Source organism: Nitratireductor sp. WH36-1, from assembly GCF_058725515.1.
This window is the reverse complement of the sequence record NZ_CM178970.1, coordinates 2,354,493-2,381,196: the sequence shown is the minus strand read 5'-3', so window position 1 is coordinate 2,381,196 and position 26,704 is coordinate 2,354,493. Positions and strand designations below refer to the sequence as shown.

The following is a 26,704-nucleotide window of genomic DNA, read 5'->3' as shown; positions in this document are numbered from 1 at the left end:
GTTTGGCCGATCACTCATCGCTGTCTCCTGAAAGCTCGCATCGCTGTGCCGCATCGATGCGGCGTCAGCGCATCTCGTCTGAGGCGGAAGCATCAAGCTCCGGGTGGGTTTCAATGATATCTTCCTCGCCACCGAAACCGTGCATGTAATAGGCCCATTGCAGCCCCACGACTGCGCCCTTCATCGGTTCGATGAGCAGCAGAGACATGATGATCGTGAGCGGCACCCAGATGGCCAGATGAACCCAGCCGGCCCAGTCGGTCACGGCTTCCAGTCCCATGAACGCGCCGACCACGATATGGCCGACGACGAAGATCACCAGATAGGCAGGCAGATCGTCGGCGCGGTGATGATGGAAGGCCTCGCCGCACTCGGAGCATTCGTCGGCGGTCTTGAGATAGGTGCGGAACAGCTTGCCACGGCCGCAATTGGGGCAGCGCCCCAGAAAACCGCGCTTCATCGCCTCGCCAAGCGGGCGTGTCGGCTTCTGCCCGGCTGCTGCGCCGCCGTAAACCTTCTGTTCCATTACCGTCTCCTGCTCTGGCTGGCGCGGCGGCTTTTGCCCTGGCTGCTTCCACGGCGGCCCTTGGCCTTGTGGAAGGATTTCATGGAGCCGGGAAGCTTGTCAGGCTTGCTCAGCATCTCGAAGCGCATCGCGCCAGCCATCGGTGCAATCTCAACGAGGCGGACCGAAACGGAATCGCCAAGCTGGAAGCCACGGCCGCTGCGCTCGCCCACCATGGCGTGGCGCGCTTCGTCATAGATATAGTATTCGTCGCCCAAAGTGGAAACGGGAACGAAACCGTCCGCGCCGTAATCCGGCAGCTGAACGAAGAGGCCGGCCTTGGCGACACCGGAGATGCGGGCGTCGAATTCCTCGCTGACACGGCTGGAGAGGTGTTCGGCGACCAGCCGGTCGACCGTATCACGTTCGGCGGCCATCGCGCGGCGCTCGGTGGCGGAAATCAGGGCGGCGGTCTCTTCAAGCCGCGCCTCTTCCTCGGGCTTCAGACCATCATCGCCCAGACCGAGTGCGGAGATCAGCGCGCGGTGAACGATCAGGTCCGCGTAGCGGCGGATCGGTGAGGTGAAGTGTGCGTAGCGGCGCAGGTTCAGACCGAAATGGCCGAGATTTTCCGGCGCGTAAACGGCCTGACTCTGGGAGCGCAGGACCACCTCGTTGACGAGCTGTTCGTGCTCGGTGTTGCGCACGCGGGAAAGAATGGCGTTGAACTGCGAGGGTTTCAGCTGTGCGCCGCGCGCCAGCGAAATCTCAAAGCTCTGCAGGAATTCGCGCAGCGCCTCCTGCTTGGCGAGCGAGGGCGCATCATGCACGCGGTAGACAAGCGCCTGACGCTTGGCTTCCAGCGTTTCAGCAGCGGCCACATTGGCCTGCACCATGAATTCTTCGATGAGCTTGTGCGCATCGAGGCGCGGCGGCACGACAACGCGGTCGACCGTGCCATCTTCTTTCAGAAGGATCTTGCGCTCCGGCAGATCGAGTTCCAGCGGCTGGCGCTCCTCGCGGCCGCGCCTGAGCGCGCCATAGGCGTCCCACAGCGGCTGGAGGATCGTTTCCAGAAGCGGACCCGTCTTGTCGTCGGGATTGCCGTCTATGGCGCTCTGAGCCTGCTGGTAGGAGAGTTTTGCCGCTGACCGCATGATGACGCGGTGGAACGAATGGCCGATCTTGCGGCCCGTCGCGGTAAAGCGCATGCGCACGGCCATGGCCGGGCGGGCTTCGCCCTCACGGAGCGAGCACAGATCGTTTGAGATGCGCTCCGGCAGCATCGGCACCACCCGGTCGGGGAAATAGACCGAATTGCCGCGCTTGAGCGCTTCGCGGTCGAGCGCAGATCCCTGACGCACATAATGCGCGACATCGGCAATGGCCACAGTGGCGATGAAGCCGCCACGGTTCTTCTCGTCGGGGTCGGGTTCGGCCATGACCGCGTCGTCATGGTCTTTGGCGTCAGCCGGGTCGATAGTGATCAAAAGGCGGTCGCGCCAGTCTTCACGTCCCGAAAGGGTGATCGGTTCTGCGGCCTCGGCCTCCGCGATCACCTGATCGGGGAAGACATGGGGGATTTCATGGGCGTGAATGGCGATCATGGAGACCGCCTTTTCGCTCGACAGCGACCCGATGACCGAGGTGACCTTGCCGCGCGAGGGGCCGTAGCGCCCGCCGGAGACCGGTTCGACCTCGACCAGATCGCCGTCCTGCGCATCGTTGAGATAATCTGCGTCGATCACCAGTTCGCGCTGCGTGCGCTCCACCGGTTCGATGCGGAAGCCGCCATCCTTCGATTTGCGCACGACGCCGAGCACATTCTGCCGGCGCTTCTCGAAGACCTTCATGACACGGCCCGTATAGGCCGGACCATCCTTGCTTTCGGTCGGAAAGACGCGGGCCAGAACGCGGTCGCCAATGCCGGCGGCCTTGCCGCCCTTCTGGGTGCGGATTTCGACCAGGGGCAGGGGGCCTTCGCCCTCGTCCTGATCGTCTTTCTCTGCGGGGCGCGCGAGCAATGCGCCCGATGCGTCACGCGAGAAGATGTCGAGCACCACCACATGCGGCAGCGCGCCGGGGCGCAGCAGGCGCTTGCGGGTTTTCTTCAAAAGCCCCTCATCCTGCAGGTCGCGCAGGATATCTTTCAGCCAGATGCGGTCGCCGCCCTTGAGGCCGAACGCCTTGGCAATGTCGCGCTTCGCCGTGCGGTCTGGGTTGTCGGTGATGAAGCGCAGCACCTCGTCGCGGCTGGGCAGTCGCGTATCGGAAGGCCCTTTTGCGCCAGATGCCCCTTTCGCGCCGGATGATTTTGCCGAACGGGGCTTGGATCTGGACTTGCCGGAGATGCTGCGCGCCAAGGCATTATTCCTCTTTCTTGGCTGCGGTCTTCTTTTTGGCCGCGGTGGTTTTCTTTGCCGTCGTTGTCTTCTTCGCAGCAGGCTTTTTCTTGGCGGCCGGCTTCTTTTTTCCGCCCTTGGCCGCTTTTGCCGCGATCAGCTCCACGGCTTCCTCAAGCGTCACTTCCATCGGGTCCTTGCCCTTGGGAAGCGTGGCGTTGACCTTGCCGTGGTTGACATAGGGGCCATAACGGCCGTCGCGCACGGTGATCTTGCCGCCCTCGTCGGGATGATCGCCAAGCTCCTTGAGCGCCGATGGCGTGGAGCGGCCGCGACCACCCTTGGCCTTCTTCTCGGCGATGACGGTCACCGCGCGGTTGAGGCCGACGGTGAACACATCCTCGACGCTTTCCAGATTGGCGTAAGCGCCATCATGAAGCAGGAAGGGGCCGTAGCGACCGATGCCGGCGGAGATCATCTTGCCGGTTTCGGGATGCTCGCCCACCTCGCGCGGCAGGGCGAGAAGCGAGAGCGCCTTTTCCAGATCCATGTCGGCCGGAGACCAGCCCTTGGGCAGACCGGCGCGCTTGGCTTCCTTGCCTTCGCCACGCTGCACATAGGGGCCGAAGCGGCCCGAGCGCAGGGTGATGTCCTCGTCGGTCTGCGGATCCTTGCCGAGCACCTTGTCGCCGTCGACGCCGTTCTCGCCATTCTCGCCGTTTCCAGCCTCGCCGAACTGGCGGGTGAAGCCGCATTCGGGATAGTTGGAGCAGCCGACGAATGCGCCGTGCCGGCCAAGTTTTAGCGAAAGCTGGCCGGTGCCGCAGCGCGGGCAGGCGCGTGGATCGGTGCCGTCTTCCTTTGCCGGGAAGGCGAGCGGAGCAAGTTCCTCGTTCAGCGCATCGAGAACATTGGTGACGCGCAGTTCCTTGATCTCGTCCACATGACCGGAGAAGTCCTGCCAGAAATCGCGCAGCACATCCTTCCAGGAGAGCTGGCCGTCGGAGATCTTGTCGAGCTTCTCTTCAAGGCTGGCCGTGAAGTCGTATTCCACGTAGCGCTCGAAGAAGCTCTCCAGAAACGCCGTGACGAGACGGCCCTTGGCCTGCGGCATGAGCCGCCGCTTCTCGATGATCACGTAATCGCGATCCTCAAGCGTCTTCAGCGTCGCGGCATAGGTGGACGGGCGGCCGATGCCGAGCTCTTCCATCTTCTTGATGAGCGAGGCTTCGGAATAGCGCGGCGGCGGCTCGGTCGTGTGCTTGGTGACGTCGATGGTCTCGCGGGTCTGCTCCTCGCCCTCGCGGATCTCGGGCAGGCGGCGGCTTTCCTCGTCGCCGGCGTTCTCGTCCTTGTCGATTGCATAGGCGGCAAGGAAGCCTTCAAAGCGGATCACCGAGCCAACAGCGCGCAGGCCCGCATTGCGGCCAGCGTTCTCGGCAAGGATCTCGACCGTGGTGCGCTCGATCTCTGCCGGCTGCATCTGGCTGGCGATAGCGCGCTTCCAGATCATCTCGTAGAGACGGGCCTGATCCGGATCGAGATAGCGGCGCATCTGGTCGGGCGTGCGGGAGAAATCCGTCGGGCGGATCGCTTCGTGCGCTTCCTGGGCGTTCTTGGCCTTGACCGAATAGAAGCGCGGCTTCTCGGGCAGGTAGCGCTCGCCGAAATCGTCGCCGATCGCCTTGCGGGCCTGATCGAGCGCCTCGGGCGCCATCTGCACGCCGTCGGTACGCATATAGGTGATGAGACCGGCGGTCTCGCCGCCAATATCGATGCCCTCATAAAGGCGCTGCGCGACCTGCATGGTGCGCGATGCCCCGAAGCCGAGGCGCGAGGACGCGGCCTGCTGCATGGTCGACGTGGTGAAGGGCGGTGCGGGGTTGCGCCGCGTCGGCTTGGCCTCGACGGACAGCGTGCGGAAGGTCGCGCCCTCCAGCATGGCCTTGATGTCGTCGGCCTGCTCCTGGCTCTTGATGTCGAGCTTCTGGAGCTTCTTGCCTTCAAGCGTCGTCAGGCGTGCCTCGAAGCCCTCCTGGCGGGGCGTGGCGAGCTTTGCCGCGATCTGCCAGTAGTCTTCGCGGATAAAGCGCTCGATCTCGGCTTCGCGGTCGCAGACGAGCCTGAGCGCCACGGACTGAACGCGGCCGGCCGAGCGTGCGCCCGGCAGCTTGCGCCACAGAACCGGCGACAGGGTGAAGCCTACCAGATAATCGAGTGCGCGGCGGGCGAGATAGGCATCCACCAGCGGCGTGTCGAGGTCGCGCGGATTGGCGAGCGCATCGAGAACCGATTTCTTGGTGATGGCGTTGAAGACGACGCGGCGAACCGGCTTGTCCTTCAGCGCCTTCTTCTGTTTCAGAACCTCAAGCACATGCCAGGAAATCGCTTCACCTTCGCGATCCGGGTCAGTGGCGAGGATAAGGGTGTCAGCCTCCTTCACGGCCTTGGTGATATCACTCAGGCGTTTGGCGGAAGGGCTGTCGACACTCCACGACATGGCGAAGTCTTCGTCCGGGCGAACGGACCCGTCCTTGGCCGGCAGATCGCGCACATGGCCGAAGGAGGCGAGAACCTTGTAGTTCGAGCCCAGATATTTGTTGATGGTTTTCGCCTTGGCAGGCGACTCGACGATAACGAGATCCATAAGCTTTCAGATTTCCCCGCAGGCTTCCGGCTTTGTCGCCGCGCCCCGCATTTTGAACGAATCCAGCCCCGTCACATGGCCGTGCTTTACCCCGCGGTCAAGGGCCAATGGGAATTTCGTCCGCTGGCGAAGGGCTGTGGACGGCGGTTCGTTTATCGTAAATTTATCGTTTATTTGTTTATAACGGCATGTATACTCCATCTGGGTCCTTAATGGAGAAGTACCGGGGAAACAGGCAACACTGGGGCTGCACAACAGGAGCATCGGGGCTGTGAAGAGGGGTGCCGCGCGCTGGAAGGGAGTGTCGGCGAATGGGCGAACAGTATGGAAGGAGACGTACCGAGACGCTTGATTACGTTCAGGCGATGCTCGGGCAATTGCGGACGATGGCGCTTTCCGAACGGTGCGACATGCTCGCCTACCTGATCGAAATGGCCTATCTTGAGGCCAGCGACATCATTCGTGGCGAACGACCGCATCGGGTCGGGCAAGGTCGCGGGGTCGGGGAATGTCGTCTTGAGCTAGATGTCGGGGGGAACAAGCGAGACCGCGCTTCCTGAGTGCCGTTCGAGTCGGCCCGCCAGATCAAGCTCAAGCAATATTGTCATGACCTGTGCCGGGTGTAGCCCGGTATGGCGAATGAGATCATCGATAAGCACGGGCGTCGGTCCCATCGCGTTGACGATGTGGTCGCGCTCGCTTTCGCTTGGGGGCGGAGCGGAGGTCAGGGGCTCCGGCTCTTCAAAGCTTTCCGTTCTCACGGGCGGCGTGTCTAGAAGCGGCAGGATCTGCGACACCACGTCATCCATCTCGGTCACGAGGATCGCGCCATCCTTCAAAAGCGCGTTCGCGCCGCCGGCCCTTGGATCGAAGGGGGAACCGGGCACCGCGAAAACCAGCCGTCCCATCTCTCCTGCCAGTCTGGCGCTGATGAGAGAACCGGACCGCTTGGCGGCTTCCACCACCACGAGACCGAAGGCAATGCCGGCAACGAGGCGGTTGCGGCGCGGGAAATCGCGCGCGCGGGGCGTCCAGCCGAACGGCATTTCGCTGATCACCACGCCGCGCTCGGCAATCTCTCCATAGAGCCTGTCGTTCTCGGGCGGATAGGGCTTGTCGAGCCCGCCGGCCAGCGCGGCGACGGTGCCTGTCTCCAGACTGCCCTTATGGGCGGCAGCGTCGATGCCGCGCGCGAGGCCCGAAGCAATCGTGAAGCCGGCGCTGCCAAGGTCCGAGGCCAGGCGCTGGGCCATCTTGATGCCGGTGATGGATGCATTGCGCGCGCCAACCATGGCGATGGTCGGGCGCTGGGCGATTGCGGGATCGCCTTTCATGACCAGAAGCGGCGGGGGCTGGTCCATGCGGCGCATCAGGGGCGGGTATTCCTGCTCGCCCACAGCGACGAAGCGCGCGCCGAAACGGCGGGCCTGTTCCATTTCGCGTTCGGCGTCCTCGCGCGTCGCGATCACGATGCGCCGATTGGCGCCACCGCGCTGCGCAAGTTCGGGAATCATCTCAAGGGCGTTCGTTGCAGAGCCGAAATGATTGACGAGCTGGCGAAAGGTCGCCGGCCCGACATTCTCGCTGCGCAGGAGCTGCAGCCAGTCGAGGCGCTGTCGGTCATTGAGCCGCACACCGCCCCGGGGCGCGTTCACCCCTTGCCCCCGATGCGCGTTTCCGTGCCGGATAGAAGGCGCGCAATGTTTGCGCGGTGCTTGATGAAGACGATCAGGCTCATCAGAACGAACAGTTCCGCCGCCTGCACATATCCAAGCAGATAAAGCCCGATGGGCACCGCGACGGCGGCGACAAGCGCCGACAGTGAAGAGTAGCGGGTGAGGAAGGCGACGGAGAGCCACACTGCGGCGAAGATCAGCGCGCCGGGCCAGGCGATGGCGACGAGCACGCCGAGATAGGTTGCCACGCCCTTGCCGCCGCGAAAGCCGAGCCAGACGGGAAAGAGGTGGCCGAGAAACGCGCCAAGCCCGGCTGCGACCGCCTGATCAGGCCCGTAGAGCCCGGCCAGGAGAACGGCCACCGTGCCCTTGAGCGCATCGCCCAGAAGGGTGAGGGCGGCGAGCTTCTTGCTGCCGGTGCGCAGCACATTGGTTGCGCCGATATTGCCCGAGCCGATCTTGCGCACATCGCCCTTGCCCGCAAGCCGCGTGACGATGAGGCCGAACGGGATGGAGCCGAGCAGATATCCGAAGACAAGCGCGGCAATGAGATAGGGCAAGGCTACTTGCCAACTGATGGGATCTGGCATCCGACTCTCTCCCCCGGTGTTTCGGAGTGCTCAGGCGCTGAACACTGTGCGGCCTGCAACCATTGTTTGCAAGACCCGGCCCTGCATGCGGGCGCCTTCAAAGCAGGTGTTCTTGGACAGCGAGCGAATGTCTGCCTCGCGCACGATCCACGGCGCATCAATGTCGACAAGCACCAGATCGGCAGGCGCGCCGGTCTTCAGCGTGCCGCCGGGCAGGCCGAAAAGCCGCGCCGGCGCGGTCGACAGGCACTCGATCAGGCGCAGCAGCGGCAGGTCGCCATTGTGATAGAGACGAAGTGCAGCAGCCAGAACGGTTTCGAGGCCGATGGCCCCGGCTTCGGCTTCGGCAAAGGGCAGGCGCTTCGTGTCGACATCCTGCGGGTCGTGCGAGGAGACAATCACGTCGATCGCGCCCGATTTCAGCGCTTCCACCATGGCAAGCCGGTCGTCTTCGGTGCGCAGTGGCGGCGAAAGCCGGAAGAAGGTGCGGTAATCGCCGATGTCGTTTTCGTTGAGCGTCAGGTGATTGATCGAAATGCCGGCGCTCACCTGCGCGCCTTCGTCCTTGGCGCGGGCGATGGCAGCCGCTGACATGGCGGTCGAAATCTTCGCCGCATGATAGCGCCCGCCCGTCAGGCCTGCGAGCATCAGGTCACGGGTGAGCGGAATGGTCTCCGCCTCGCGGGGGATGCCCGGAAGGCCGAGCCAGCTAGCAAAAAGCCCCTCATTCATCACGCCGGAGGAGGCGAGATGCGGATCCTGCGTCTCATGGGCGATGGTGATGCCCAGATCGCGCGCATAGGTGAGGGCGCGCCGCATCACCAGCGCATTGGCAATTGTTGCACGACCTTCGGTGAGCATCACCGCGCCTGCCTCGCTGAGCAGGCCGAACTCGGAAAGCTCCTTGCCGGCAAAGCCTCTGGTGACGGCGGCGGAGGGAAACACGTTGACCACGGCCGTCTCGCGCGCCGTGCGCTTGACGAATTCCACCAGCGCCACATCGTCGATGACGGGCTTGGTGTCGGGCATCATGATCAGCGATGTCACGCCGCCGGCGGCTGCCGCGCGGCTGGCTGAAGCGATGGTCTCGCGATGCTCGGCACCCGGTTCGCCGATGAAGACGCGCGAATCCACGAGGCCCGGCATGACGGCATGGCCCTGGCAGTCGACAATCGTTGCATTGTCGGGCGCACCCTGGTTCAGCGCGTCAGCGCCGGCGGCGGCAATCGCGCCGTCGATGACGATCACCGCGCCGCGCTCATCAATGCCGCGCGACGGGTCGATCACGCGGGCGTTCTGGAAAACCGTCGCGCTCATGCTGCGCCTCCTTCCGCGTTGCGTCGCGGATCGAGCAGCGCATCCATCACGGCCATGCGCACGGCAACGCCCATTTCAACCTGCTCCTGAATGAGGCTCTGCGGCCCGTCGGCGATTTCCGAGGCGATTTCGACGCCGCGGTTCATGGGGCCGGGATGCATGACGAGGACGTCATCTTTCGCGGCTTTCAGCTTTTCTGCATCAAGCCCGAAATGACGGAAATATTCGCGAACGGACGGAACCAGAGAGCCGGCCATGCGCTCGCGCTGCAGGCGCAGCATCATCACGATGTCCGCGCCCTTGAGGCCTTCGTCCATGCGGGTGAACGGCTCGACGCCCATCTGGTCGATGCCGGAAGGCAGAAGCGTGGAGGGGGCGACCACCCGAACCCGCGCACCCAGCGCGTTGAGCAAAACGATGTTCGAGCGCGCCACGCGCGAATGCAGAACGTCGCCGCAGATCGCCACCGTCAGCCCGCCGATCCGGCCCTTGGCGCGGCGGATGGTCAGCGCGTCGAGCAGGGCCTGGGTCGGATGTTCGTGCGCGCCATCGCCGGCATTCACGACCGAGCAGGAGACCTTTTGGGCAAGAAGCGCAGCCGCGCCCGCCGCCGCATGGCGGATTATCAGAATGTCCGGGCGCATCGCGTTCAGCGTGATGGCCGTGTCCAGCAGCGTCTCGCCCTTCTTGGTCGAGGAACTGGCGATGGACATGTTCATCACGTCAGCGCCAAGCCGCTTGCCAGCCAGCTCGAACGAGGACTGTGTGCGCGTCGAGGCTTCGTAGAACAGGTTTATCTGGGTGCGGCCGCGCAGCGTGGCGGTTTTCTTTTCCTGCTGTCGTGAAATGGCAACAGCGGCGTCGGCCCGGTCGAGAAGCATCTCGATATCCAGCGGCGACAGGCCCTTGATGCCAAGCAGGTGGCGGTGCGGATAGAGCGGGAAAGAAGTGTTTGTCATCTCAAGAGTTTGCTATAGGCCCCGCCCGGCAAGGCTGCAAGCGCGCATCACGCGCGCACTTGATTAATCCGGCAAAAGTAACAGGTTTCTGTTTTCATGGATCGCCCCGGTTTTCATGGGTTGGCCCCGTTTTCATGGATTGGCAAGGTGTGGTTGCCATCATGCATCGTTAAAAGTGCGTTGATTCCCGACGCGCCGCCGCAGTTCTGATAGAGTGAAACCGTGACGCACGAAGTAATGAACCAGTCGCCTCCGATCGCCGGTACGAACGCCTGGCGCAGCGACCCGCTGCTGATGCAGGCGGCGGAGAATTTTTCCGAACCCGTGCGCAAGGATCTCGACACGCTTGGCCGTTTCGTGCGCAATCAGGAAGCGCTTGATCTGGCGCGGCTTGCAAATTCCGAAATTCCCCAGCTTCGTACCCATGACCGTTACGGAAACAGGCTTGATCTGGTGGAGTATCACCCGGCCTATCACGCGCTCATGCGGCGTTCTGCGGCGAACGGCCTGCATTCTTCCATCTGGGAGAAAACGGCATCCGAATCCGGCATGCGGCACCAGATTCGCGCGGCCCGCTTTTTCATGACGGCGCAGCTCGAGAGCGGGCATCTGTGCCCGCTGACCATGACCAATGCGTCACTGGCCGCGCTGATGGCCGATACATCGCTCTTCCGGCGCTGGGCGCCGCGCGTGGCGGTGCGCAAATACGATCACACCAGCAAGCCGCTTGCGCAAAAGGCCGGCATCACCATCGGCATGGGAATGACGGAAAAGCAGGGCGGAACGGATGTGCGGGCGAACACGTCGCGCGCCGAGCCGCTGGAAGGCAAGATCTACCGTCTGTCGGGCCACAAATGGTTCCTGTCCGCCCCCATGTCGGATGCGTTTCTCATGCTCGCGCAGACGGACCGGGGGCTGTCATGCTTCCTCGTTCCGCGTCTTCTGGAAGACAATGCCGGCAACGGGCTGCGTCTTCAGCGCCTGAAGGACAAGCTTGGCAATCGCTCCAATGCGTCCGCCGAAGTGGAGTTCGACGGCACGATGGGCGAGCTCGTGGGCGAGCCGGGAGCCGGTGTGCGCACCATCATGGACATGGTCACGCTGACGCGGCTCGATTGCGCGCTCGGATCAGCGGGTATCATGCGGGCGAGCCTCGCAGAGGCGGTTCATCACGCGCGTCATCGTTCCGCCTTCGGAAAAACGCTGATCGAGCAGCCGCTCATGCTGCGCGTTCTGGCAGACATGGCGCTGGATGTGGCAGCGGCCACGGCGCTTTCCATGCGCCTTGCGCGCGCTTTCGACGAGGCTGCGGATCATCGCGGCGAGGCGGCCTTTGCCCGCGTGATGACGCCGGTCGTGAAATACTGGGTCTGCAAGCTTGCGCCTGCCGTCACTTATGAGGCGATGGAGTGTCTTGGCGGCAATGGCTATGTGGAGGAAGCGCCGCTTGCGCGCCATTACCGCGAAGCCCCGGTCAACGCGATCTGGGAAGGTTCTGGCAATGTGATGGGCCTTGATGTGCTGCGCGTGCTGGATCGCAATGCCGGGCTCTTTGACGATGTGCTGGGCATGATCGGCAATGACCTTGGCGAAAAGGGCGGCGCAACGCTTGAGGTGCTGGCGGCTGCGGCCCGCGTGTGCCAGACGGATGAAGGCTCTGCGCGCATCCTGACCGAGCAGCTGGCGCTTGCGGCAGCGGCTGCCGAACTGCGGCGCATGGGCGGCGGCCGGGTCGCCGACGCCTTCATCGAGACGCGCCTCGCCGGCCAGTGGCGCAGCACCTACGGCATGCTGGACGCGCGCCATGACGCGGCGTCCATTCTTGATGTGCTCTATCCGGAAACGAACTGAGAAACGAGCGTCAGAACCAGCGGGATCGTGAAGAAGGCGAGGGCGGTCTGTACCGTCGTGATGCTGGCGTAAAGCGGCGCGTCGCCGCCAAGCTGACGCGCCAGCAGAAACCCGTTCATGGCGGTGGGGACCGCGGCGCACAGGGCCAGATAGCTGAGTGCCGGCCCGGACACACCGAAGCCGAGCGCCACGGCAATCATCAAGACCGGGAAGAACAAAAGCTTCAGGAAGGATGAAATCCAGAGCGACGCGCCTGCGGCGCGGAAATCGTCCGTCTGCAGGCTGGCCCCGATGGTCAGGAGCCCCATGCCAAGCGCTGCCCGTCCGACCAGATCGAGCGTCTGGTTGAGCGGCGGGTAGAGATCAAAGGGCATGAAGCGCAGCAGGACTGCCGTCGCCGCTGCCAGGATCATCGGGTTGCGCGCGACATCCAGCATCACTTTGGAGAGCGAAGCGGTGCTGTCGGCAAAGCGCGTCACCACAAAGACAGAGGCGATGTTGATCGGGATGATGATCGTCGCCATCACCAGCGCCACAACGGCCGCCCCCTCTGGCGGAAAGAGTTTTTGGGCCACCGCGAGCGCCATGAAACCGTTCCAGCGCACCGCCGTCTGAAAAACCGAGGAATATTGTGCGTGGCGCACGAGGCCGGTTGCGCGCAGCGCAGGCCAGAGCGCCAGAACGAGCGCAATGAAAGAGAGAACGGAGACGATCAGCGCGCCGAGCATCGCGTCCAGCCGAAGCTCGGAAAAGTCGGCGTTCGCGATGGTTATGAAAAGAAGCGACGGGTAGAGGAACCAGTAGCAGAGCTGCTCGAGGCCGGGCCATGTCTCATCATTGATCAGCGGCGTGCGGCGCAGCACATTGCCGGCGATGATCAGCAGGAAGATTGGCAGAATACTTTCAAAGATCGCGAACATGGAGAATCCGGCAGGCGAGAGGAAGCCTCATTAGCTAGTTGCCGGGGCTGCGCCTGTAAAGCGAGGGCGCGATTGCGATGCTGTGAAAATTAACCTTAACAATTGGTAAGCGTTGCGGCGGATTTTCCCGCAGTTCACTGTGGTTGGCATTCGAGAATGAGAGCCATGAATCGCACATTCGCAACCCTTCTGACGGTCTTCTGGACCATCACTTTCGCAGCCTCTGCCTGGGCGGCAGCGCTTGCTGACGGCGTTTTGATGCCCGTCGGTGCGTCGGCTGCCGAGGGGGCGTTGCAGCTTTCACATCTCCTTGGCCAGCTGGGCGTGGTGCTTGGAAACGCGCTCGTTGCGGTGCTGTTCCTGTGGAGCTTCGTGGTGTCCGTGCTGGAAAAGGGGGAAACGCGGGAGACCGCGACCGTGGCGCAGCTTGCCTGCGCCGGCGCGCTTCTCATGCTGATCGTGGATGCGGTTCAGGCCGGCTTCGTCGCGGATGCGACGGCTCTGACGCCGACGGGAGCGGTGACGGTGAAATTCCTCGCCATCCTGGCAACCCATCTGGTGCTGCGTCGCCAAGAGCTTGCGGACGATGGCGCGGAGCAACAGCTTCAGCCGGCTCCGGTGAACCGATTCTCGGCGATGCGCCTTGTCGATGCCGCGCACGAAACCATGACCGCTCGCCTTGCTTCCCGGCTTGTCGCCCGCCGGGGCTTCCGATTCTCCCCACCCGCCAATGACGACAGGAGCCACTGATGCGTCTGCTGCTTATCTTATGGGCATTACCCATGGGCCTGTTCTGGGGATGGTACGGCCTGTCGTACAACGATCTGAACTTCGGCTTCACATTCCTGAGCCGGGAGATGAATGATCTGCTGTTCAGGATTTATGGCAATATTCTCGGCATCGATCCGCAGGTGATTCCCGGCATGGTCGCGCGGGCCTGCGTGGTCGACTCGTTCATCCTTGCCGGCATCGTCGCGTTTCGTCGCCGGCGCGCAATCAAGGCCTGGTATCAGGAAAAGCGCGCGGCCTACCGGGCCGGTGAAGCGGCTCCGGAAGCACGCAGCCTGTCCAGCGCGCCCTGAAGGATGAAGGCGGCGGCGGCCGAATCGATCCGCTCCGCCCGTTTCTTGCGCGATACATCCATCTCCAGAAGCGCCCGCTCTGCGGCAACCGTCGACATGCGTTCGTCCCAGAAGGCGACGGGAAGGTCCGTCAGCCGCTCAAGATTGCGGATGAAGGCGCGGGTTGACTGGGCGCGCGGGCCTTCCGTGCCATCCATGTTGACCGGAAGGCCGATGACGATGCCGCCGACATTGTCGCGCTTGAACGCGGCAAGCAGCGCTTCGGCGTCCTGCGTGAATTTCTTGCGCATCACCACCTGACGCGGCGTCGCCAGCGACAGTCCGCGGTCGGAGACCGAAAGCCCGATGGTCTTGGTGCCGAGGTCGAGCCCGGCCAGCGTCTGGCCCGCAGTGAGAAAAGCGGGGAGTTCCTGCAGGTCGACCACTGACAAAACTGTACACTCCAATTACGACTGTGGGATGGTTCTAGAGCAATTCCAGGGAAAGTGGAAACCGGTTTCCCGTCCGGAACTGCCTGAAAACAATGACTTGGCGACTTTGCCGATTCCGCGGGACGACAAAGTGGTCTAATGACGCTGCAGCGGTTACACGAAAAGAAGCCACTGCGCGACAGGCGTCGTTGAACGCGCCACATTCAGCAAGGAGTATTTCCCATGGACCTGACCTGGTACGGCCATTCCGCATTTCGCGTGGATGCAGGCGATGCGCGCATCCTGATCGATCCGTTCCTCAGCGGAAACCCTTCCTGGAACGATGGATGGGAAGGCCCGGCGGAGGGCGTGACGCATGTGCTGCTCACCCACGGCCATGACGATCATATCGGCGATGCGGTTGAAATCCTGAAGAAGACCGGCGCGATGCTGGTCGCCAATTTCGAAATCTGCATGTTCCTTGTCGGCAAGGGCGTCGACCAGAACCGCATCAACCCCGGCAATCACGGCGGCACCGTCGATTGCGGCGGCTTCACCACCACATTCGTGAACGCGCTGCATTCCTCGTCGTCTGCAGGCGAGGGCGGGGCAAACACCTATCTGGGCAATCCTGCCGGTCTCGTCCTCCACTTCCCCGAGGACAAGACGCTCTATCACATGGGCGATACCGACATTTTCGGCGACATGGCGCTGATCCATGAACTCCATCAGCCTGAAATCGGTCTTGTGCCGGTCGGTGACCGGTTCACGATGGGCGGTGCCGTCGCGGCGCTCGCCTGCCGCCGCTACTTCAAGTTCGATACCGTGCTGCCCTGTCATTTCGGGACATTCCCGATCATCGATCAGACGGCGCAGAAATTCATCGACGGCATGGAAGGCTCCGGCGTGAATGTGCCGGCGCTGAAGGTGGGCGAGACGATTTCGCTTTAGGGACCGCGATGCATCGGGCATTGATGCATCACGTATTCTGGAAATCGTTTCCGATTTTCAGGCCTTTCCTATAGCAATTCCGGTGCGCCGGAGCGCGTTGGCGGTTGCACGCCGCCCGCGCGCCGATTATAGCCGTGGCGCAGCCAATAAGCGCCTGGAGAGAACCATGTCCGTGGACATCGATACCGTGAAGCGTGTTGCGCGCCTTTCCCGCATTGCCGTTGACGATGCGGACGCAGAGCGCATGACAGGCGAACTGAACGCCATTCTCGGTTTCGTCGAGCAACTGAACGAAGTGAATGTCGAGGGCGTCGAGCCCATGACGTCTGTCATCCCGATGGCGATGAAGAAGCGTCAGGACGGCGTGACCGACGGCAACAAGGCCGACGACATCGTCGCCAATGCACCGGTTTCGGAGGACAATTTCTTCGTTGTCCCGAAAGTGGTCGAATAGAAGCCAGCATAGGCTTCCAAACCCATTTGCCCTGACCGGCCCCCGGATTTTCACGGATTTTCCATGACAGAGCTCACCAAACTCACCATTGCCGAGGCGCGCGAAAAGCTGGCTGCCAAGGCGTTCACCGCCACGGAGCTGACCGAGGCATATCTTTCGGCCATCGACACGGCCAATGAAAAGCTCAACGCCTATGTCGCCGTCACCCACGACAAGGCGCGCGCCATGGCGAAGGCAAGCGATGAGCGGATCGCGAAGGGCGAGGCGGGCGCGCTGGAAGGCATTCCGCTCGGCATCAAGGACCTGTTCGCGACCGAAGACGTTCACACCCAGGCCTCCAGCCACATTCTCGACGGGTTCAAGCCGAAATACGAATCCACCGTGACGGCCAATCTGTGGGCCGATGGCGCGGTGATGCTCGGCAAGCTCAACATGGATGAGTTCGCCATGGGCTCGTCCAACGAGACCTCCTATTACGGTCCGGTCATCAACCCGTGGCGCGCCGAAGGCTCCAATGCCGATCTGGTGCCGGGCGGCTCTTCCGGCGGTTCGGCGGCAGCCGTTTCCGCCCTTTTGTGCGCCGGCGCAACCGCAACGGACACCGGCGGCTCCATCCGCCAGCCCGCAGCCTTCACCGGCACGGTCGGCATCAAGCCGACCTATGGCCGCTGCTCGCGCTGGGGCACGGTGGCTTTCGCTTCCTCACTCGATCAGGCAGGCCCGATTGCGCGCGATGTGCGCGACGCCGCGATCCTTCTGAAGTCCATGGCTTCGGTCGACGACAAGGACACCACCTCCGTCGATCTTCCGGTGCCGGATTACGAGGCCGCCATAGGCCAGTCGATCAAGGGCATGAAGATCGGCATTCCGCGCGAGTACCGTCTCGACGGCATGCCGGAGGAAATCGAGGCGCTGTGGAAGCAGGGCATCGACTGGATGCGCGATGCGGGCGCGGAGATCGTCGACATCTCGCTGCCGCACACGAAATACGCGCTGCCGGCCTATTACATCGTTGCGCCTGCCGAGGCGTCTTCCAACCTCGCGCGTTATGACGGCGTGCGTTATGGCCTGCGCGTGCCCGGCAAGGACATTGCCGACATGTATGAGCAGACCCGCGCCGCCGGTTTCGGTCGCGAGGTCAAGCGCCGCATCATGATCGGCACCTATGTGCTGTCGGCCGGCTATTACGACGCCTATTACCTCAAGGCGCAGAAGGTTCGCACGCTCATCAAGCGCGACTTCGAGCAGGTCTTCGATCAGGGCGTCGACGCGATCCTGACGCCGGCAACGCCGTCGGCCGCTTTCGGCATCGCCGATCAGGAAATGGCGTCCGATCCGGTCAAGATGTATCTGAACGACATCTTCACCGTGACGGTGAACATGGCGGGCCTGCCGGGCATCGCCGTGCCCGCCGGTCTTGACACGAAGGGCCTGCCGCTCGGCCTGCAGCTCATTGGCAAGCCGTTTGAAGAAGAAACGCTGTTCCGCACAGCACATGTGATCGAACAGGCCGCAGGCCGTTTCGCACCGAACAAGTGGTGGTAATGCCCATGGCGCGGCTCGCTTCCTGAGAGAAAGGCCGCGTCATGTTCCATTTCGTCTCCGCGATTGGCTGGCTGTTCCTGCAGCCGCTCGGCCTTGCCGCGATCCTGATTGCGGTTTCGGTGGTCACCGCCTTTTTTGGCTGGCGCCGCCTGTCCATGACGGCAGGCGGCCTTTCTTTTATCGTTCTCTTTCTGTCGGCCTGGACGACGCTCGGCGCGCTTCTTCTCGGACCGCTCGAAGACCGCTTCCAGAAGCCCGACCCCGTGCCTGAGACGGTTCACGGCATCGTCGTTCTGGGCGGCGGGCTGGAAGGTTCCATCAACAGTGCGCGCGGCGGCCACGAACTGAATGCCAGTGGCGACCGTTTCGTTGAGACCGCCATCCTGGCGCGCCGCTTCCCGCAGGCGAAAATCCTGATTTCTGGCGGACAGGGAGCCGTTTTCCTGGCCGGTGAGGGCGACGCGGATACGGCGCCGCGTCTGCTGACGGCGCTTGGCGTCGATCCGGACCGCCTGATTCTGGAGAACCGCTCACGCGATACCTATGAGAATGCGCGCTTCTCCAGCGAGATGGTGCAACCGGCCGAAGGCGAGACATGGCTGCTCGTCACATCCGCGTTTCACATGCCGCGCGCGGTGGGCGTGTTCCGCAAGGCGGGGTTCCCGGTGACGCCGTGGCCGGTCGACTACAAGACCGCCGGCAATGAGAAGCCCGGCCTTGCCGAGGACAATGCGCTCGATTCCCTGCGCAATCTCACAGTGGGCATAAGGGAATGGCTGGGGCTCGTCGCCTACTGGTTCGCAGGCAGAACGGACGTGTTTTTGCCGGCTTCCGATACACGCACAGACTGAGTTTCGGACCGGCTTTCCCTGTCTGATGGTGCAGTGCAGCAATATTGTCCTTTTTTGGTCGCATGTATTGAAAATTCCTTTATGCGCGCAAGTGCCTGATTAGACACGGAAAGCCCCGTTTTCTGCGGGTTTTTAACAGTTCAAATGCCGTCATTTTGCCGTTTTTGGACTTGCGGAAGCATGTGCTTAGGAGTATCTCCCGCCGTCACGGATCGGCGGTCGGGATCATCCCGGTCGGAGATCGGATAACAAACGGGATATGCATGGACGATAGCGTTGAGAGATCCTGCTGGGGCGTAACCGCCAAGGCAGTGATCGGGCTTGCGGGAATCATCTTTCTGGCATGGCTCTTGATTGGCGCCGAGACGGCAGCGGTCGTAGCAACGGCAGGCTGAACAACCAGCAAAACCGCACAACATCGGTTCACAGAAGTTGAAGGGCGCAGCGCAATCGCTGCGCCCTTTGCTTGTTCAGGGAAATCGCCTACATCTTTCCTGTCGCGTTCACGCCAGCCCGTGCCGCGCGATAGCCCGCCACGGCAACTGATCGCTGGAATGCTTCCAGCGGTGAAATCCCGGAGCCTTCGCCCATGTTTCTTTCCGTTTTCGACCTGTTCAAGATCGGCATCGGACCGTCGAGTTCGCACACAATGGGGCCGATGACGGCGGCAGAGCGCTTTCTGGCGGAGATTGCAGGCGATGACTGGCCGCGCCCGGCAGGCAGCGAAGTGGACCGTCTGTCGGTCAGCCTGCATGGTTCGCTTGCATTCACGGGCATCGGGCACGGCACCGACCGCGCCGTGATCCTCGGTCTTGCGGGCTTCAACCCGCTGACGGTCGATCCGGATCGCATGGACGGGCAACTGGCCACCATCGCCGAGGAAAAGATGGTGCGGCCACAGGGCCATCCGGCCTATCGTTTCGATCCGCAAAGCGATCTTGTGCTCGACAAGAAGCAGCCGCTTCCCGGTCACGCCAATGGCATGGCCTTCAACGCCTATGATGCAGACGACCGCCTTCTTCTGCGGCGCATCTACTATTCCGTAGGCGGCGGCTTCGTCGTTTCCGAAGAAGAGCTTCAGACCCTCAAGGCCGAGAAGGCCGGGCCCGAGGGCAGCACTGTGCCATATCCGTTTGCCAACGGGCGCGAGATGCTGGCGATGGCAGCCGAGAGCGGGCTTTCGATTGCCGAGATGAAGCGCGCCAATGAGGAAGTGAAGATGGATCGCGCCGCGCTCGACGCAGGGCTCGACGAGATCTGGCAGGCGATGGATTCGTGCATCGAGCGCGGGCTTTCCCAGGACGGCATCATGCCCGGCGGGCTCAATGTGCGCCGCCGTGCGCGCCAGCTTCACGACCGGCTTGACGAGGACTGGCGTCAGAACCGGCCCAACCCGCTTGCCGCAAACGACTGGCTGGCGGTTTTCGCCATGGCGGTGAACGAGGAGAACGCCAGCGGTGGCCGTGTAGTCACCGCGCCGACCAATGGCGCGGCGGGCGTCGTGCCGGCAGTCATGCGTTACTGGCAGAAATTCCACGTGGATGCGGACAAGAACGGCATCCGCGACTTCCTGCTGACGGCGGCGGCCATTGGCGGCATCGTCAAGCACAATGCCTCGATCTCCGGCGCAGAGGTGGGCTGCCAGGGCGAGGTGGGCTCCGCTTCGGCGATGGCGGCGGCCGGGCTGGCAGCGGTTCTGGGCGGCACGCCGGAACAGGTTGAGAATGCGGCCGAGATCGCGCTGGAGCATCATCTGGGGATGACCTGTGATCCCGTGGCCGGGCTCGTTCAGGTGCCGTGCATCGAGCGCAATGCGCTGGGCTCGGTAAAGGCCGTGACGGCAGCATCGCTTGCGGTGAAGGGCGACGGAAAGCACTTCGTCTCACTTGATGCCGCAGTCGAAACCATGCGTCAGACCGGCGTCGACATGAATGAACGCTACAAGGAGACCAGTCTTGGCGGTCTGGCGGTCAATGTGGTGGAGTGCTGAGTGGTGGAGTGCTGAGCGACATTTCGCGCTGTGGAGAGCCGGCTATCGTGCTTGACCTTGGTGGAGCTGCGCCCGACATTTAGATCATGGCACTAAATCTCATAAAACTGTGCGTCGGCTGCGAAAGCGTCGAGCAATTGCAGGACTGGATCAGGCTGCGCACGCAGGAACAGCGGGCGCTGGGCGAACCGGCGGAGCAGTTTCACACGACCCGCATGGTGCCCAAGCGCGTTGAAGAGCTGACCGATGGCGGTTCGCTCTACTGGGTCATCAAGGGCACGGTGCAGTGCCGCCAGAAGCTCATCGATATCCGCCCGTTTCGCGATGCGGAAGGCGTGTCGCGCTGCCATCTGGTGCTGGAGCCGAAGCTTGTGCGCACGCAGTTTCAGCCGCGCCGCGCGTTTCAGGGCTGGCGCTATCTCGATCCCAAGGATGCGCCGGCTGATCTTGGCGCGGCTGGAGACGATGCGGAGATGCCGCCGGAACTGCGCCGCGAACTCACCGAACTCGGCTTGCTGTAAGCGCTGTTCTGGCGCAGGCTGCGGGATAGTCTTGCAACTGCTCTCAACGAGCCCATCTTTTTCATCATGAACGACAAGAAAACGCCTGCGCCGCGCCGCGTCGAATCGGACATCGCCAATACCCGATCGTCATCGGGAGCGATTGATGCCTTCGTGCGCCATGCGCGCGCCGTCGCACCCGTGCGCGGCGGTGAGACCGGGAGTGGCCGGCTCATTCTGGCGCTTGATGCGACGATGAGCCGGCAGCCCACCTGGGATCTGGCCTGCAAGCTGCAGGCCGAGATGTTCGATGCGGTGGGCAAGGCCGGTTCGCTCAACGTCCAGCTCGTCTATTTTCGCGGGTTTGGCGAAAGCCGCGCCTCGCGCTTCGTGCGCGACACGGATGCGCTCAAGACGCTGATGACGAAGATCGACTGCCGTGGCGGCCACACGCAGATCGGCAAGGTTCTGTCGCATGCGCTGAAGGAGACCGGACGCGAGAAGGTCAACGCGCTCGTTTATATCGGGGATGCGATGGAAGAGAGCGTGGATGACCTTGCCGAGAAGGCGGGCAGGCTGGGGCTGGGCGGCGTGCCGGTGTTCGTCTTCCAGGAAGGGCATGACCCGACAGCCGAGCGCGCCTTCCGCGAGATCGCGCGGCTTTCCAAAGGCGCATGGTTCCGGTTCGATGCGCGCGCGGCCGCAGAACTTGGGAAGCTCCTTTCAGCGGTCGCCGTCTATGCGACGGGCGGGCTGAAAGCGCTGAGCGACCGCAACCGGCCCGAAGACCGCAGGATGCTGGAGCATCTGCGCGGCGGACAAGAGCGATGACCTATCCGTTTTTCTTCTTCGCGCTTGTCCTGCTCGTGCTTCTGGCGGGCATGGCGTTCGTAAAGTCCAGCCCGCGCAGCATCGCAAACACGCTGCGGATCGCCGGGCCGGCGCTCATGGCGGTGGTCGGCGTGGTGATGCTTTTCATCGGAAGGGCGGGCCTGGGAGGAATGCTCCTGTCGGGCGCTGCCGCCTGGTATGGCTCTGGACGCCTCAAGATGGGGCAGAGCAAAACGCCTGGGCAAAGGTCCACCGTTCGTTCGGCAGCGCTCGAAATGGAGCTTGATCACGACACTGGCAAATTATCCGGTGTGGTGCTTGCCGGCCGGCATGAAGGACGCCGGCTCGGCGAGATGACGCAGGATGAACTGCTTGATCTGTACGCTGAACTTGCCAGCGACGAAGAGAGCCTGAGGCTCCTAGAAACCTACCTTGACGGAGAATTCCCCGCCTGGCGCGACAGCGCGGACACGCACGGAGACGCGGGGCAGGGACGTGCGGCGGGCACGGGCCCCATGACCAAGGAGGAGGCCTATGAGATCCTTGGTCTTGAACGCGGTGCGTCCGTTGCGCAGATCCGACAGGCTCACCGCCGCCTGATGCAGCGCCTGCATCCCGACATGGGAGGAACCTCTTCTCTTGCCGCCCGTATCAACGAGGCGCGCGACGTTCTGCTCTCCACTCACAACTGAACTCCCGGTGGGCAAGACACTTTCCTTGCTGTTCTTCAAACTGGTTCTCACTGCTGCACCGCGTAGCAGGAGATGCTCTTTTTCTTCAGAGACGCACAGGCGCCCCAGGCGTCGGATTTGCTGTTGAAGCCGACGAAGCGGGCGCGGTGATAGACGACGCCGCCCTTTTCGAAGGTCTCGGTGATCGGAACGGCGCGGGCGAGAACACTGCCGGCCTTCTGCTCCGTCTGGGCGAGAACCATGAGGGCCTCATCCTCGGTGGGAAGCGACGCAACCTGAATGACCCAGCCACCCATGGCGGCGGTCTCGGTTGCCGCGGCATTGGTGGAGGCCGTCGGCATCGGGTCGACGGCTGCGACGGCAACACGCGGACGCGGAACGGCAGCGTTCACCACGGCGGCTGCCTTGACGGGCGGTTCGGGCGCGTAGGCGGTCAGGGTCTGCGGCTGCGCCTCGGGGCGATCGGTCGGAAGCGGAACATCGCTGCCGGGGATCATCGCGGCAAGTGCTGTGCGGGCGCCGCCGGGCGCCTTGGCGATCAGCATGCGGTCGCGACCGGTCGAACCCTTGTTCAGGTAGCGCTTGATGAGGTCGGCCATGTGCGCGTCACGGCTGCGGGAGGTGCGCCCGCCCATGACGACGGCAACGATGCTCCGGCCATTTGCCTGCACGGAGCTGGCGAGATTGAAGCCGGAAGCGCGCGTGTAGCCGGTCTTGATGCCGTCCACGCCCTTGACGCGGCCCAGAAGCCGGTTGTGGTTGCCGTAACGGCGCTTCTTGTAGGTGAAGGAGCTGGTCTGGAAATAGCTGTAATACTGCGGGTAGTGCTCACGCAGTGCGATGCTGAGTTTCGCCATGTCGCGCGCAGTGGTCTTCTGCTTGCTGTTGGGCAGGCCATGCGCGTTCTTGAACGTGGTGCGGGACATGCCGAGCTGGCGGGCCTTGGCGGTCGTCATGGCCGCGAATTTCGCTTCCGAGCCACCGAGGAACTCGGCCACTGCCGTTGCCACATCGTTTGCCGAGCGGGTGACCAGCGCGCGGATCGCCTGGTCGACGGTCAGGCTGTCGCCGGGCTTGAGCGCGATGTTGGTTGGCGGCTCTGCTGCCGCGTTGCGTGAAACGGGAATGCGGGTGTTCTTGTTGATGCGACCGCTCTCCATGGCTTCGAAAAGCATGTAGGCGGTCATCATCTTGGTGAGCGAGGCCGGGTAACGCAGCGAGTCGGCATTGGACTCATAGAGGACCTTGCCGGTTTTGGCGTCCATCACGATGCCCGCATATTTGGAGTTGGCCGAAGCCTGCCCAATCACACCGAATACCATGAGACATGAAAGAAAAAGTGCGGTGAGAATCTTGCCCGGGAGCCGCACAAGATTCGCTCTACCCAACAACGCCTGACGCACAACAACACCTATTTGCACCTGGTTTCAGGCCGCGGGGCATCCCAACCCACAGGCCCATTTCCCGAAACTTTAGTGCGAGCGGCGTTACCAATCCGTTTATGGTGACCCAAACGTTGACGGAATTTCTTAACATTGAAGCGAAATTGAGCCATTCCGCAGGGGAATTGGGGGTAGAGAATCGTCTATCCGTTTGATGGCGTAGTTTTGAACGTAAAAGCCCCTGCGCCGTATTGTCAGGAACTGAGAAGGTCTTAAAATTGTCGGAAGGGTACCTACATGTCCTACGTAAGGGCTCGGCAAAGGGAATGGAATTTTTGAGCACCGGCAGCGAAGCCATGCAGCGTTACGATTGGCGATTGCAGGATGGTGAGGGCGATGGCGACGAATCCGATCGCGGAACGGCTGTCATCACGCGCACGAAGACCAAGACAAAGAAGCCGAGTCTGTATCGTGTTCTGTTGTTGAATGACGATTACACGCCGATGGAGTTCGTCATTCATGTGCTCGAGCGGTTCTTCAGGAAGGACCGCGAGGCTGCGACGCGAATTATGCTGCACGTACACAATCACGGTGTTGGTGAATGTGGCGTGTTCACGTTCGAAGTGGCCGAGACCAAGGTAACGCAGGTGATGGACTTCGCCAGACAGCACCAGCATCCACTTCAATGCGTGATGGAAAAGAAATGAGGTACTGAATGCCGGCTTTTTCCCAAGGCTTGGAGCGGGCTCTGCATCAGGCGCTCACATTTGCCAATGAGCGCCACCACGAATATGCGACGCTGGAGCATCTTCTCCTGGCGCTGATCGATGATGCCGATGCCGCCGCCGTCATGCGCGCATGCAATGTCGATCTCGATGCGCTCAAGGGGACCGTGGTCAAATATATCGACAGCGAGCTCGACAATCTCGTCACGGGCTATGACGAGGATTCCAAGCCCACCGCCGGATTCCAGCGGGTCATCCAGCGGGCGGTTATCCATGTGCAGTCTTCCGGTCGTGAAGAGGTGTCGGGCGCAAATGTGCTCGTGGCCATTTTCGCCGAGCGCGAGAGCCACGCCGCCTACTTCCTGCAGGAACAGCAGATGACGCGCTATGACGCCGTCAACTATATCAGCCATGGCATCGCCAAGCGGCCGGGCGGCTCGGAAGCGCGCACGCCGCGCGGGGCCGAGGACGATGATGCCGGCGCACCGGGCGCCGAGGCGGAAGAGGGCGCCAAAAAGAAACAGGCGCAGGACGCGCTGACGGCTTACTGCGTCAATCTGAATGACAAGGCGCGGGCCGGCCGCATCGATCCGCTGATCGGTCGCACGGCCGAGGTCAACCGCACCATCCAGGTCCTGTGCCGCCGTTCGAAGAACAATCCGCTCTATGTGGGCGATCCCGGCGTCGGCAAGACGGCGATTGCCGAGGGTCTTGCCAAGCGCATCGTCGAAGGCGATGTGCCGGATGTTCTGTCGGACGCAACCATCTTCGCGCTCGACATGGGCACGCTTCTGGCCGGCACGCGCTATCGTGGCGATTTCGAGGAACGCCTCAAGCAGGTCGTCAAGGAGCTTGAGGATTTCCCGGGCGCGGTTCTGTTCATCGACGAGATCCATACGGTTATCGGCGCGGGCGCAACGTCGGGCGGCGCGATGGATGCATCAAACCTCCTGAAGCCGGCCTTATCGTCCGGCTCGATCCGCTGCATCGGCTCGACCACCTACAAGGAGTTTCGACAGTTCTTCGAGAAGGACCGTGCGCTGGTGCGCCGCTTCCAGAAGATCGACGTCGCCGAACCCTCCGTTGAGGACGCCGTCGAAATCATGAAGGGGCTGAAGCCTTACTTCGAGGACTTCCACAAGGTTCGCTACACGAACGAGGCGGTGAAGGCCGCCGTGGAACTGTCGGCGCGCTACATCAACGACCGCAAGCTGCCGGACAAGGCCATCGACGTTCTGGACGAGACCGGCGCATCGCAGAAACTTCTGCCGGAATCGAAGCGTCGCAAGACGATCAACGTCAAGGAAATCGAAGCGACCATCGCCACCATGGCCCGCATTCCGCCGAAGACCGTTTCGGCCGATGACGAGAAGGTGCTGGCGACGCTCGAGGACGAGCTGAAACGCGTTGTTTACGGTCAGGATGCCGCGATCACGGCGCTGTCGTCGGCGATCAAGCTGGCGCGGGCCGGTCTGCGCGAGCCTGAAAAGCCGATTGGCTCCTACCTGTTCTCCGGCCCCACGGGTGTCGGCAAGACGGAAGTCGCCAAGCAGCTCGCCGCGTCGCTGGGTGTCGAACTCCTGCGTTTCGACATGTCGGAATATATGGAGCGCCACACCGTGTCGCGCCTGATCGGCGCGCCGCCCGGCTATGTGGGCTTCGACCAGGGTGGCCTTCTGACCGACGGTGTCGATCAGCATCCGCATTGCGTGCTGTTACTCGACGAGATCGAGAAGGCGCATCCGGATCTGTTCAACATCCTGTTGCAGGTCATGGATCACGGCAAGCTGACGGACCACAACGGCAAGAGCATCGACTTCCGCAATGTCATCCTCATCATGACGACCAATGCGGGTGCGGCTGATCTCGCCAAGCCGGCCATTGGTTTTGGATCGACGAAGCGCGACAGCGACGACATGGAAGCGATCAACCGGCTGTTCACGCCGGAGTTCCGCAACCGTCTCGACGCGGTCATCCCGTTCGGCTCGCTGCCGGTTCCGGTCATTCACCAGGTGGTGCAGAAATTCGTCATGCAGCTGGAGGCGCAGCTCGCCGAGCGTCGCGTCACCTTCGACCTGTCGGATGACGCCATCGCCTGGCTGGCGGACAAGGGCTATGACGAGCGCATGGGCGCACGGCCGCTTGGCCGCGTGATCCAGGAGCACATCAAGAAGCCGCTGGCTGATGAAGTGCTGTTCGGCAAGCTCAAGAAGGGCGGCACGGTCCGCGTCAGCGTCGAGAAGGACGAGGCGGGCAAGAGCCACCTCAAACTCGACGCGCTTCCCGATGATGCACCGATCAAGCCGCGCGACGAGGTGCCCGAGAAGAAGGCGAAGCCGGCGGCCAAACGGACCCGCAAACCCAAGACGGCAGCGGCCAAGCCCAAGGCGCAGAAGCCCAAGGATCCGCCAAAGCGCAGCCTTGTGCCGCAATTGCCGCGCAAGGACTGACAGGCGGGCCCGTTACTGACAGGCAAGTCCGGTC

24 protein-coding genes are annotated in these 26,704 nt (G+C 62.7%); 14 read left to right on the top strand and 10 right to left on the bottom strand.

The window, feature by feature from the left end; translation table 11 throughout:
• Positions 1-64: 64 nt before the first annotated feature.
• Genes AC4PTT_RS11185 through topA form a run of 3 tightly spaced genes read right to left on the bottom strand, consistent with a single transcriptional unit; the run spans position 65 to position 5,494 of the window.
• Entirely contained in the window at positions 65-526 is a 462-nt protein-coding gene (locus tag AC4PTT_RS11185) for a DUF983 domain-containing protein (RefSeq protein WP_113155107.1), read from the bottom strand.
• A complete protein-coding gene (rnr, locus tag AC4PTT_RS11180; protein WP_492161157.1) occupies positions 526-2,868 on the bottom strand; it encodes a ribonuclease R in 2,343 nt (780 codons plus the stop codon). Before rnr ends, AC4PTT_RS11185 begins: the two co-directional genes overlap by 1 nt.
• A gap of 4 nt (positions 2,869-2,872) precedes the next feature.
• Complete coding sequence (gene topA / locus AC4PTT_RS11175; protein ID WP_492161156.1) at positions 2,873-5,494, bottom strand: type I DNA topoisomerase; 2,622 nt, start codon at positions 5,492-5,494, stop codon at positions 2,873-2,875.
• A gap of 311 nt (positions 5,495-5,805) precedes the next feature.
• Between topA and AC4PTT_RS11170 the strand changes: the two genes are divergently transcribed.
• Positions 5,806-6,054, top strand: a complete 249-nt coding sequence (locus AC4PTT_RS11170) for a hypothetical protein (protein WP_113155110.1) — start codon at positions 5,806-5,808, stop codon at positions 6,052-6,054.
• Here the strand turns inward: AC4PTT_RS11170 and dprA are convergent.
• Genes dprA through AC4PTT_RS11150 form a run of 4 tightly spaced genes read right to left on the bottom strand, consistent with a single transcriptional unit; the run spans position 6,016 to position 10,036 of the window.
• Entirely contained in the window at positions 6,016-7,149 is a 1,134-nt protein-coding gene (gene dprA, locus AC4PTT_RS11165; protein ID WP_492161155.1) for a DNA-processing protein DprA, read from the bottom strand. The genes AC4PTT_RS11170 and dprA overlap by 39 nt on opposite strands.
• Positions 7,146-7,760: a glycerol-3-phosphate 1-O-acyltransferase PlsY gene (plsY, locus tag AC4PTT_RS11160; protein WP_206993439.1), complete on the bottom strand. Its 615-nt coding sequence runs from the start codon at positions 7,758-7,760 to the stop codon at positions 7,146-7,148. Before plsY ends, dprA begins: the two co-directional genes overlap by 4 nt.
• A gap of 30 nt (positions 7,761-7,790) precedes the next feature.
• The gene (locus tag AC4PTT_RS11155; protein WP_113155113.1) at positions 7,791-9,077 is read right to left on the bottom strand and encodes a dihydroorotase; all 1,287 of its coding nucleotides are present in this window, start codon (positions 9,075-9,077) and stop codon (positions 7,791-7,793) included.
• The gene (locus AC4PTT_RS11150; RefSeq protein WP_492161154.1) at positions 9,074-10,036 is read right to left on the bottom strand and encodes an aspartate carbamoyltransferase catalytic subunit; all 963 of its coding nucleotides are present in this window, start codon (positions 10,034-10,036) and stop codon (positions 9,074-9,076) included. Before AC4PTT_RS11150 ends, AC4PTT_RS11155 begins: the two co-directional genes overlap by 4 nt.
• Before the next feature lie 237 nt (positions 10,037-10,273).
• Here AC4PTT_RS11150 and AC4PTT_RS11145 point away from each other — a divergent pair, with 237 nt between their 5' ends.
• Positions 10,274-11,887 carry an acyl-CoA dehydrogenase family protein gene (locus tag AC4PTT_RS11145; RefSeq protein WP_204360903.1) on the top strand — a complete coding sequence of 538 codons (1,614 nt, stop codon included), beginning with the start codon at positions 10,274-10,276 and terminating at the stop codon, positions 11,885-11,887.
• Here the strand turns inward: AC4PTT_RS11145 and AC4PTT_RS11140 are convergent.
• Positions 11,869-12,807, bottom strand: coding sequence for an AEC family transporter (locus AC4PTT_RS11140; RefSeq protein WP_113155116.1), 939 nt, complete (start codon positions 12,805-12,807; stop codon positions 11,869-11,871). The two genes, AC4PTT_RS11145 and AC4PTT_RS11140, sit on opposite strands and share 19 nt — an antisense overlap.
• A gap of 165 nt (positions 12,808-12,972) precedes the next feature.
• On the opposite strand from AC4PTT_RS11140, the gene AC4PTT_RS11135 reads away from it, so the two are divergent.
• Both AC4PTT_RS11135 and AC4PTT_RS11130 read left to right on the top strand, forming a co-directional pair.
• Positions 12,973-13,557: a hypothetical protein gene (locus AC4PTT_RS11135; protein ID WP_492161153.1), complete on the top strand. Its 585-nt coding sequence runs from the start codon at positions 12,973-12,975 to the stop codon at positions 13,555-13,557.
• Entirely contained in the window at positions 13,557-13,889 is a 333-nt protein-coding gene (locus AC4PTT_RS11130) for a DUF6105 family protein (RefSeq protein ID WP_206545362.1), read from the top strand. Before AC4PTT_RS11135 ends, AC4PTT_RS11130 begins: the two co-directional genes overlap by 1 nt.
• On the opposite strand, the gene ruvX is transcribed toward AC4PTT_RS11130, so the two are convergent.
• Complete coding sequence (ruvX, locus tag AC4PTT_RS11125) at positions 13,835-14,320, bottom strand: Holliday junction resolvase RuvX (RefSeq protein ID WP_113155119.1); 486 nt, start codon at positions 14,318-14,320, stop codon at positions 13,835-13,837. The genes AC4PTT_RS11130 and ruvX overlap by 55 nt on opposite strands.
• A gap of 222 nt (positions 14,321-14,542) precedes the next feature.
• Here ruvX and AC4PTT_RS11120 point away from each other — a divergent pair, with 222 nt between their 5' ends.
• From AC4PTT_RS11120 to AC4PTT_RS11085, 8 genes are all read left to right on the top strand, one after another.
• Positions 14,543-15,250 carry a metal-dependent hydrolase gene (locus AC4PTT_RS11120; RefSeq protein WP_492161152.1) on the top strand — a complete coding sequence of 236 codons (708 nt, stop codon included), beginning with the start codon at positions 14,543-14,545 and terminating at the stop codon, positions 15,248-15,250.
• 166 nt (positions 15,251-15,416) lie between these two features.
• Entirely contained in the window at positions 15,417-15,704 is a 288-nt protein-coding gene (gene gatC, locus AC4PTT_RS11115) for an Asp-tRNA(Asn)/Glu-tRNA(Gln) amidotransferase subunit GatC (protein ID WP_113155121.1), read from the top strand.
• A gap of 63 nt (positions 15,705-15,767) precedes the next feature.
• Positions 15,768-17,249: an Asp-tRNA(Asn)/Glu-tRNA(Gln) amidotransferase subunit GatA gene (gene gatA / locus AC4PTT_RS11110; protein ID WP_492161151.1), complete on the top strand. Its 1,482-nt coding sequence runs from the start codon at positions 15,768-15,770 to the stop codon at positions 17,247-17,249.
• A gap of 41 nt (positions 17,250-17,290) precedes the next feature.
• Positions 17,291-18,100: a YdcF family protein gene (locus tag AC4PTT_RS11105; protein WP_299939288.1), complete on the top strand. Its 810-nt coding sequence runs from the start codon at positions 17,291-17,293 to the stop codon at positions 18,098-18,100.
• Between the two features lie 589 nt (positions 18,101-18,689).
• Positions 18,690-20,090 carry an L-serine ammonia-lyase gene (locus AC4PTT_RS11100; RefSeq protein WP_206993434.1) on the top strand — a complete coding sequence of 467 codons (1,401 nt, stop codon included), beginning with the start codon at positions 18,690-18,692 and terminating at the stop codon, positions 20,088-20,090.
• Between the two features lie 86 nt (positions 20,091-20,176).
• The gene (locus AC4PTT_RS11095; RefSeq protein ID WP_113155125.1) at positions 20,177-20,611 is read left to right on the top strand and encodes a DUF1489 family protein; all 435 of its coding nucleotides are present in this window, start codon (positions 20,177-20,179) and stop codon (positions 20,609-20,611) included.
• Between the two features lie 66 nt (positions 20,612-20,677).
• On the top strand, positions 20,678-21,421 hold the full coding sequence (locus AC4PTT_RS11090; RefSeq protein ID WP_492161150.1) for a vWA domain-containing protein: 744 nt from the start codon (positions 20,678-20,680) through the stop codon (positions 21,419-21,421).
• Complete coding sequence (locus AC4PTT_RS11085; protein WP_206552625.1) at positions 21,418-22,113, top strand: DnaJ domain-containing protein; 696 nt, start codon at positions 21,418-21,420, stop codon at positions 22,111-22,113. The genes AC4PTT_RS11090 and AC4PTT_RS11085 overlap by 4 nt, the downstream gene beginning before the upstream one ends.
• 47 nt (positions 22,114-22,160) lie before the next feature.
• Here the strand turns inward: AC4PTT_RS11085 and AC4PTT_RS11080 are convergent, their stop codons facing one another.
• Positions 22,161-23,483 carry a D-alanyl-D-alanine carboxypeptidase gene (locus AC4PTT_RS11080; protein WP_297561060.1) on the bottom strand — a complete coding sequence of 441 codons (1,323 nt, stop codon included), beginning with the start codon at positions 23,481-23,483 and terminating at the stop codon, positions 22,161-22,163.
• 368 nt (positions 23,484-23,851) lie between these two features.
• Here AC4PTT_RS11080 and clpS point away from each other — a divergent pair, with 368 nt between their 5' ends.
• Positions 23,852-24,202: an ATP-dependent Clp protease adapter ClpS gene (gene clpS, locus AC4PTT_RS11075; RefSeq protein ID WP_113156290.1), complete on the top strand. Its 351-nt coding sequence runs from the start codon at positions 23,852-23,854 to the stop codon at positions 24,200-24,202.
• 8 nt (positions 24,203-24,210) lie between these two features.
• The gene (clpA, locus tag AC4PTT_RS11070) at positions 24,211-26,670 is read left to right on the top strand and encodes an ATP-dependent Clp protease ATP-binding subunit ClpA (protein WP_206545355.1); all 2,460 of its coding nucleotides are present in this window, start codon (positions 24,211-24,213) and stop codon (positions 26,668-26,670) included.
• Positions 26,671-26,704: the final 34 nt, after the last annotated feature.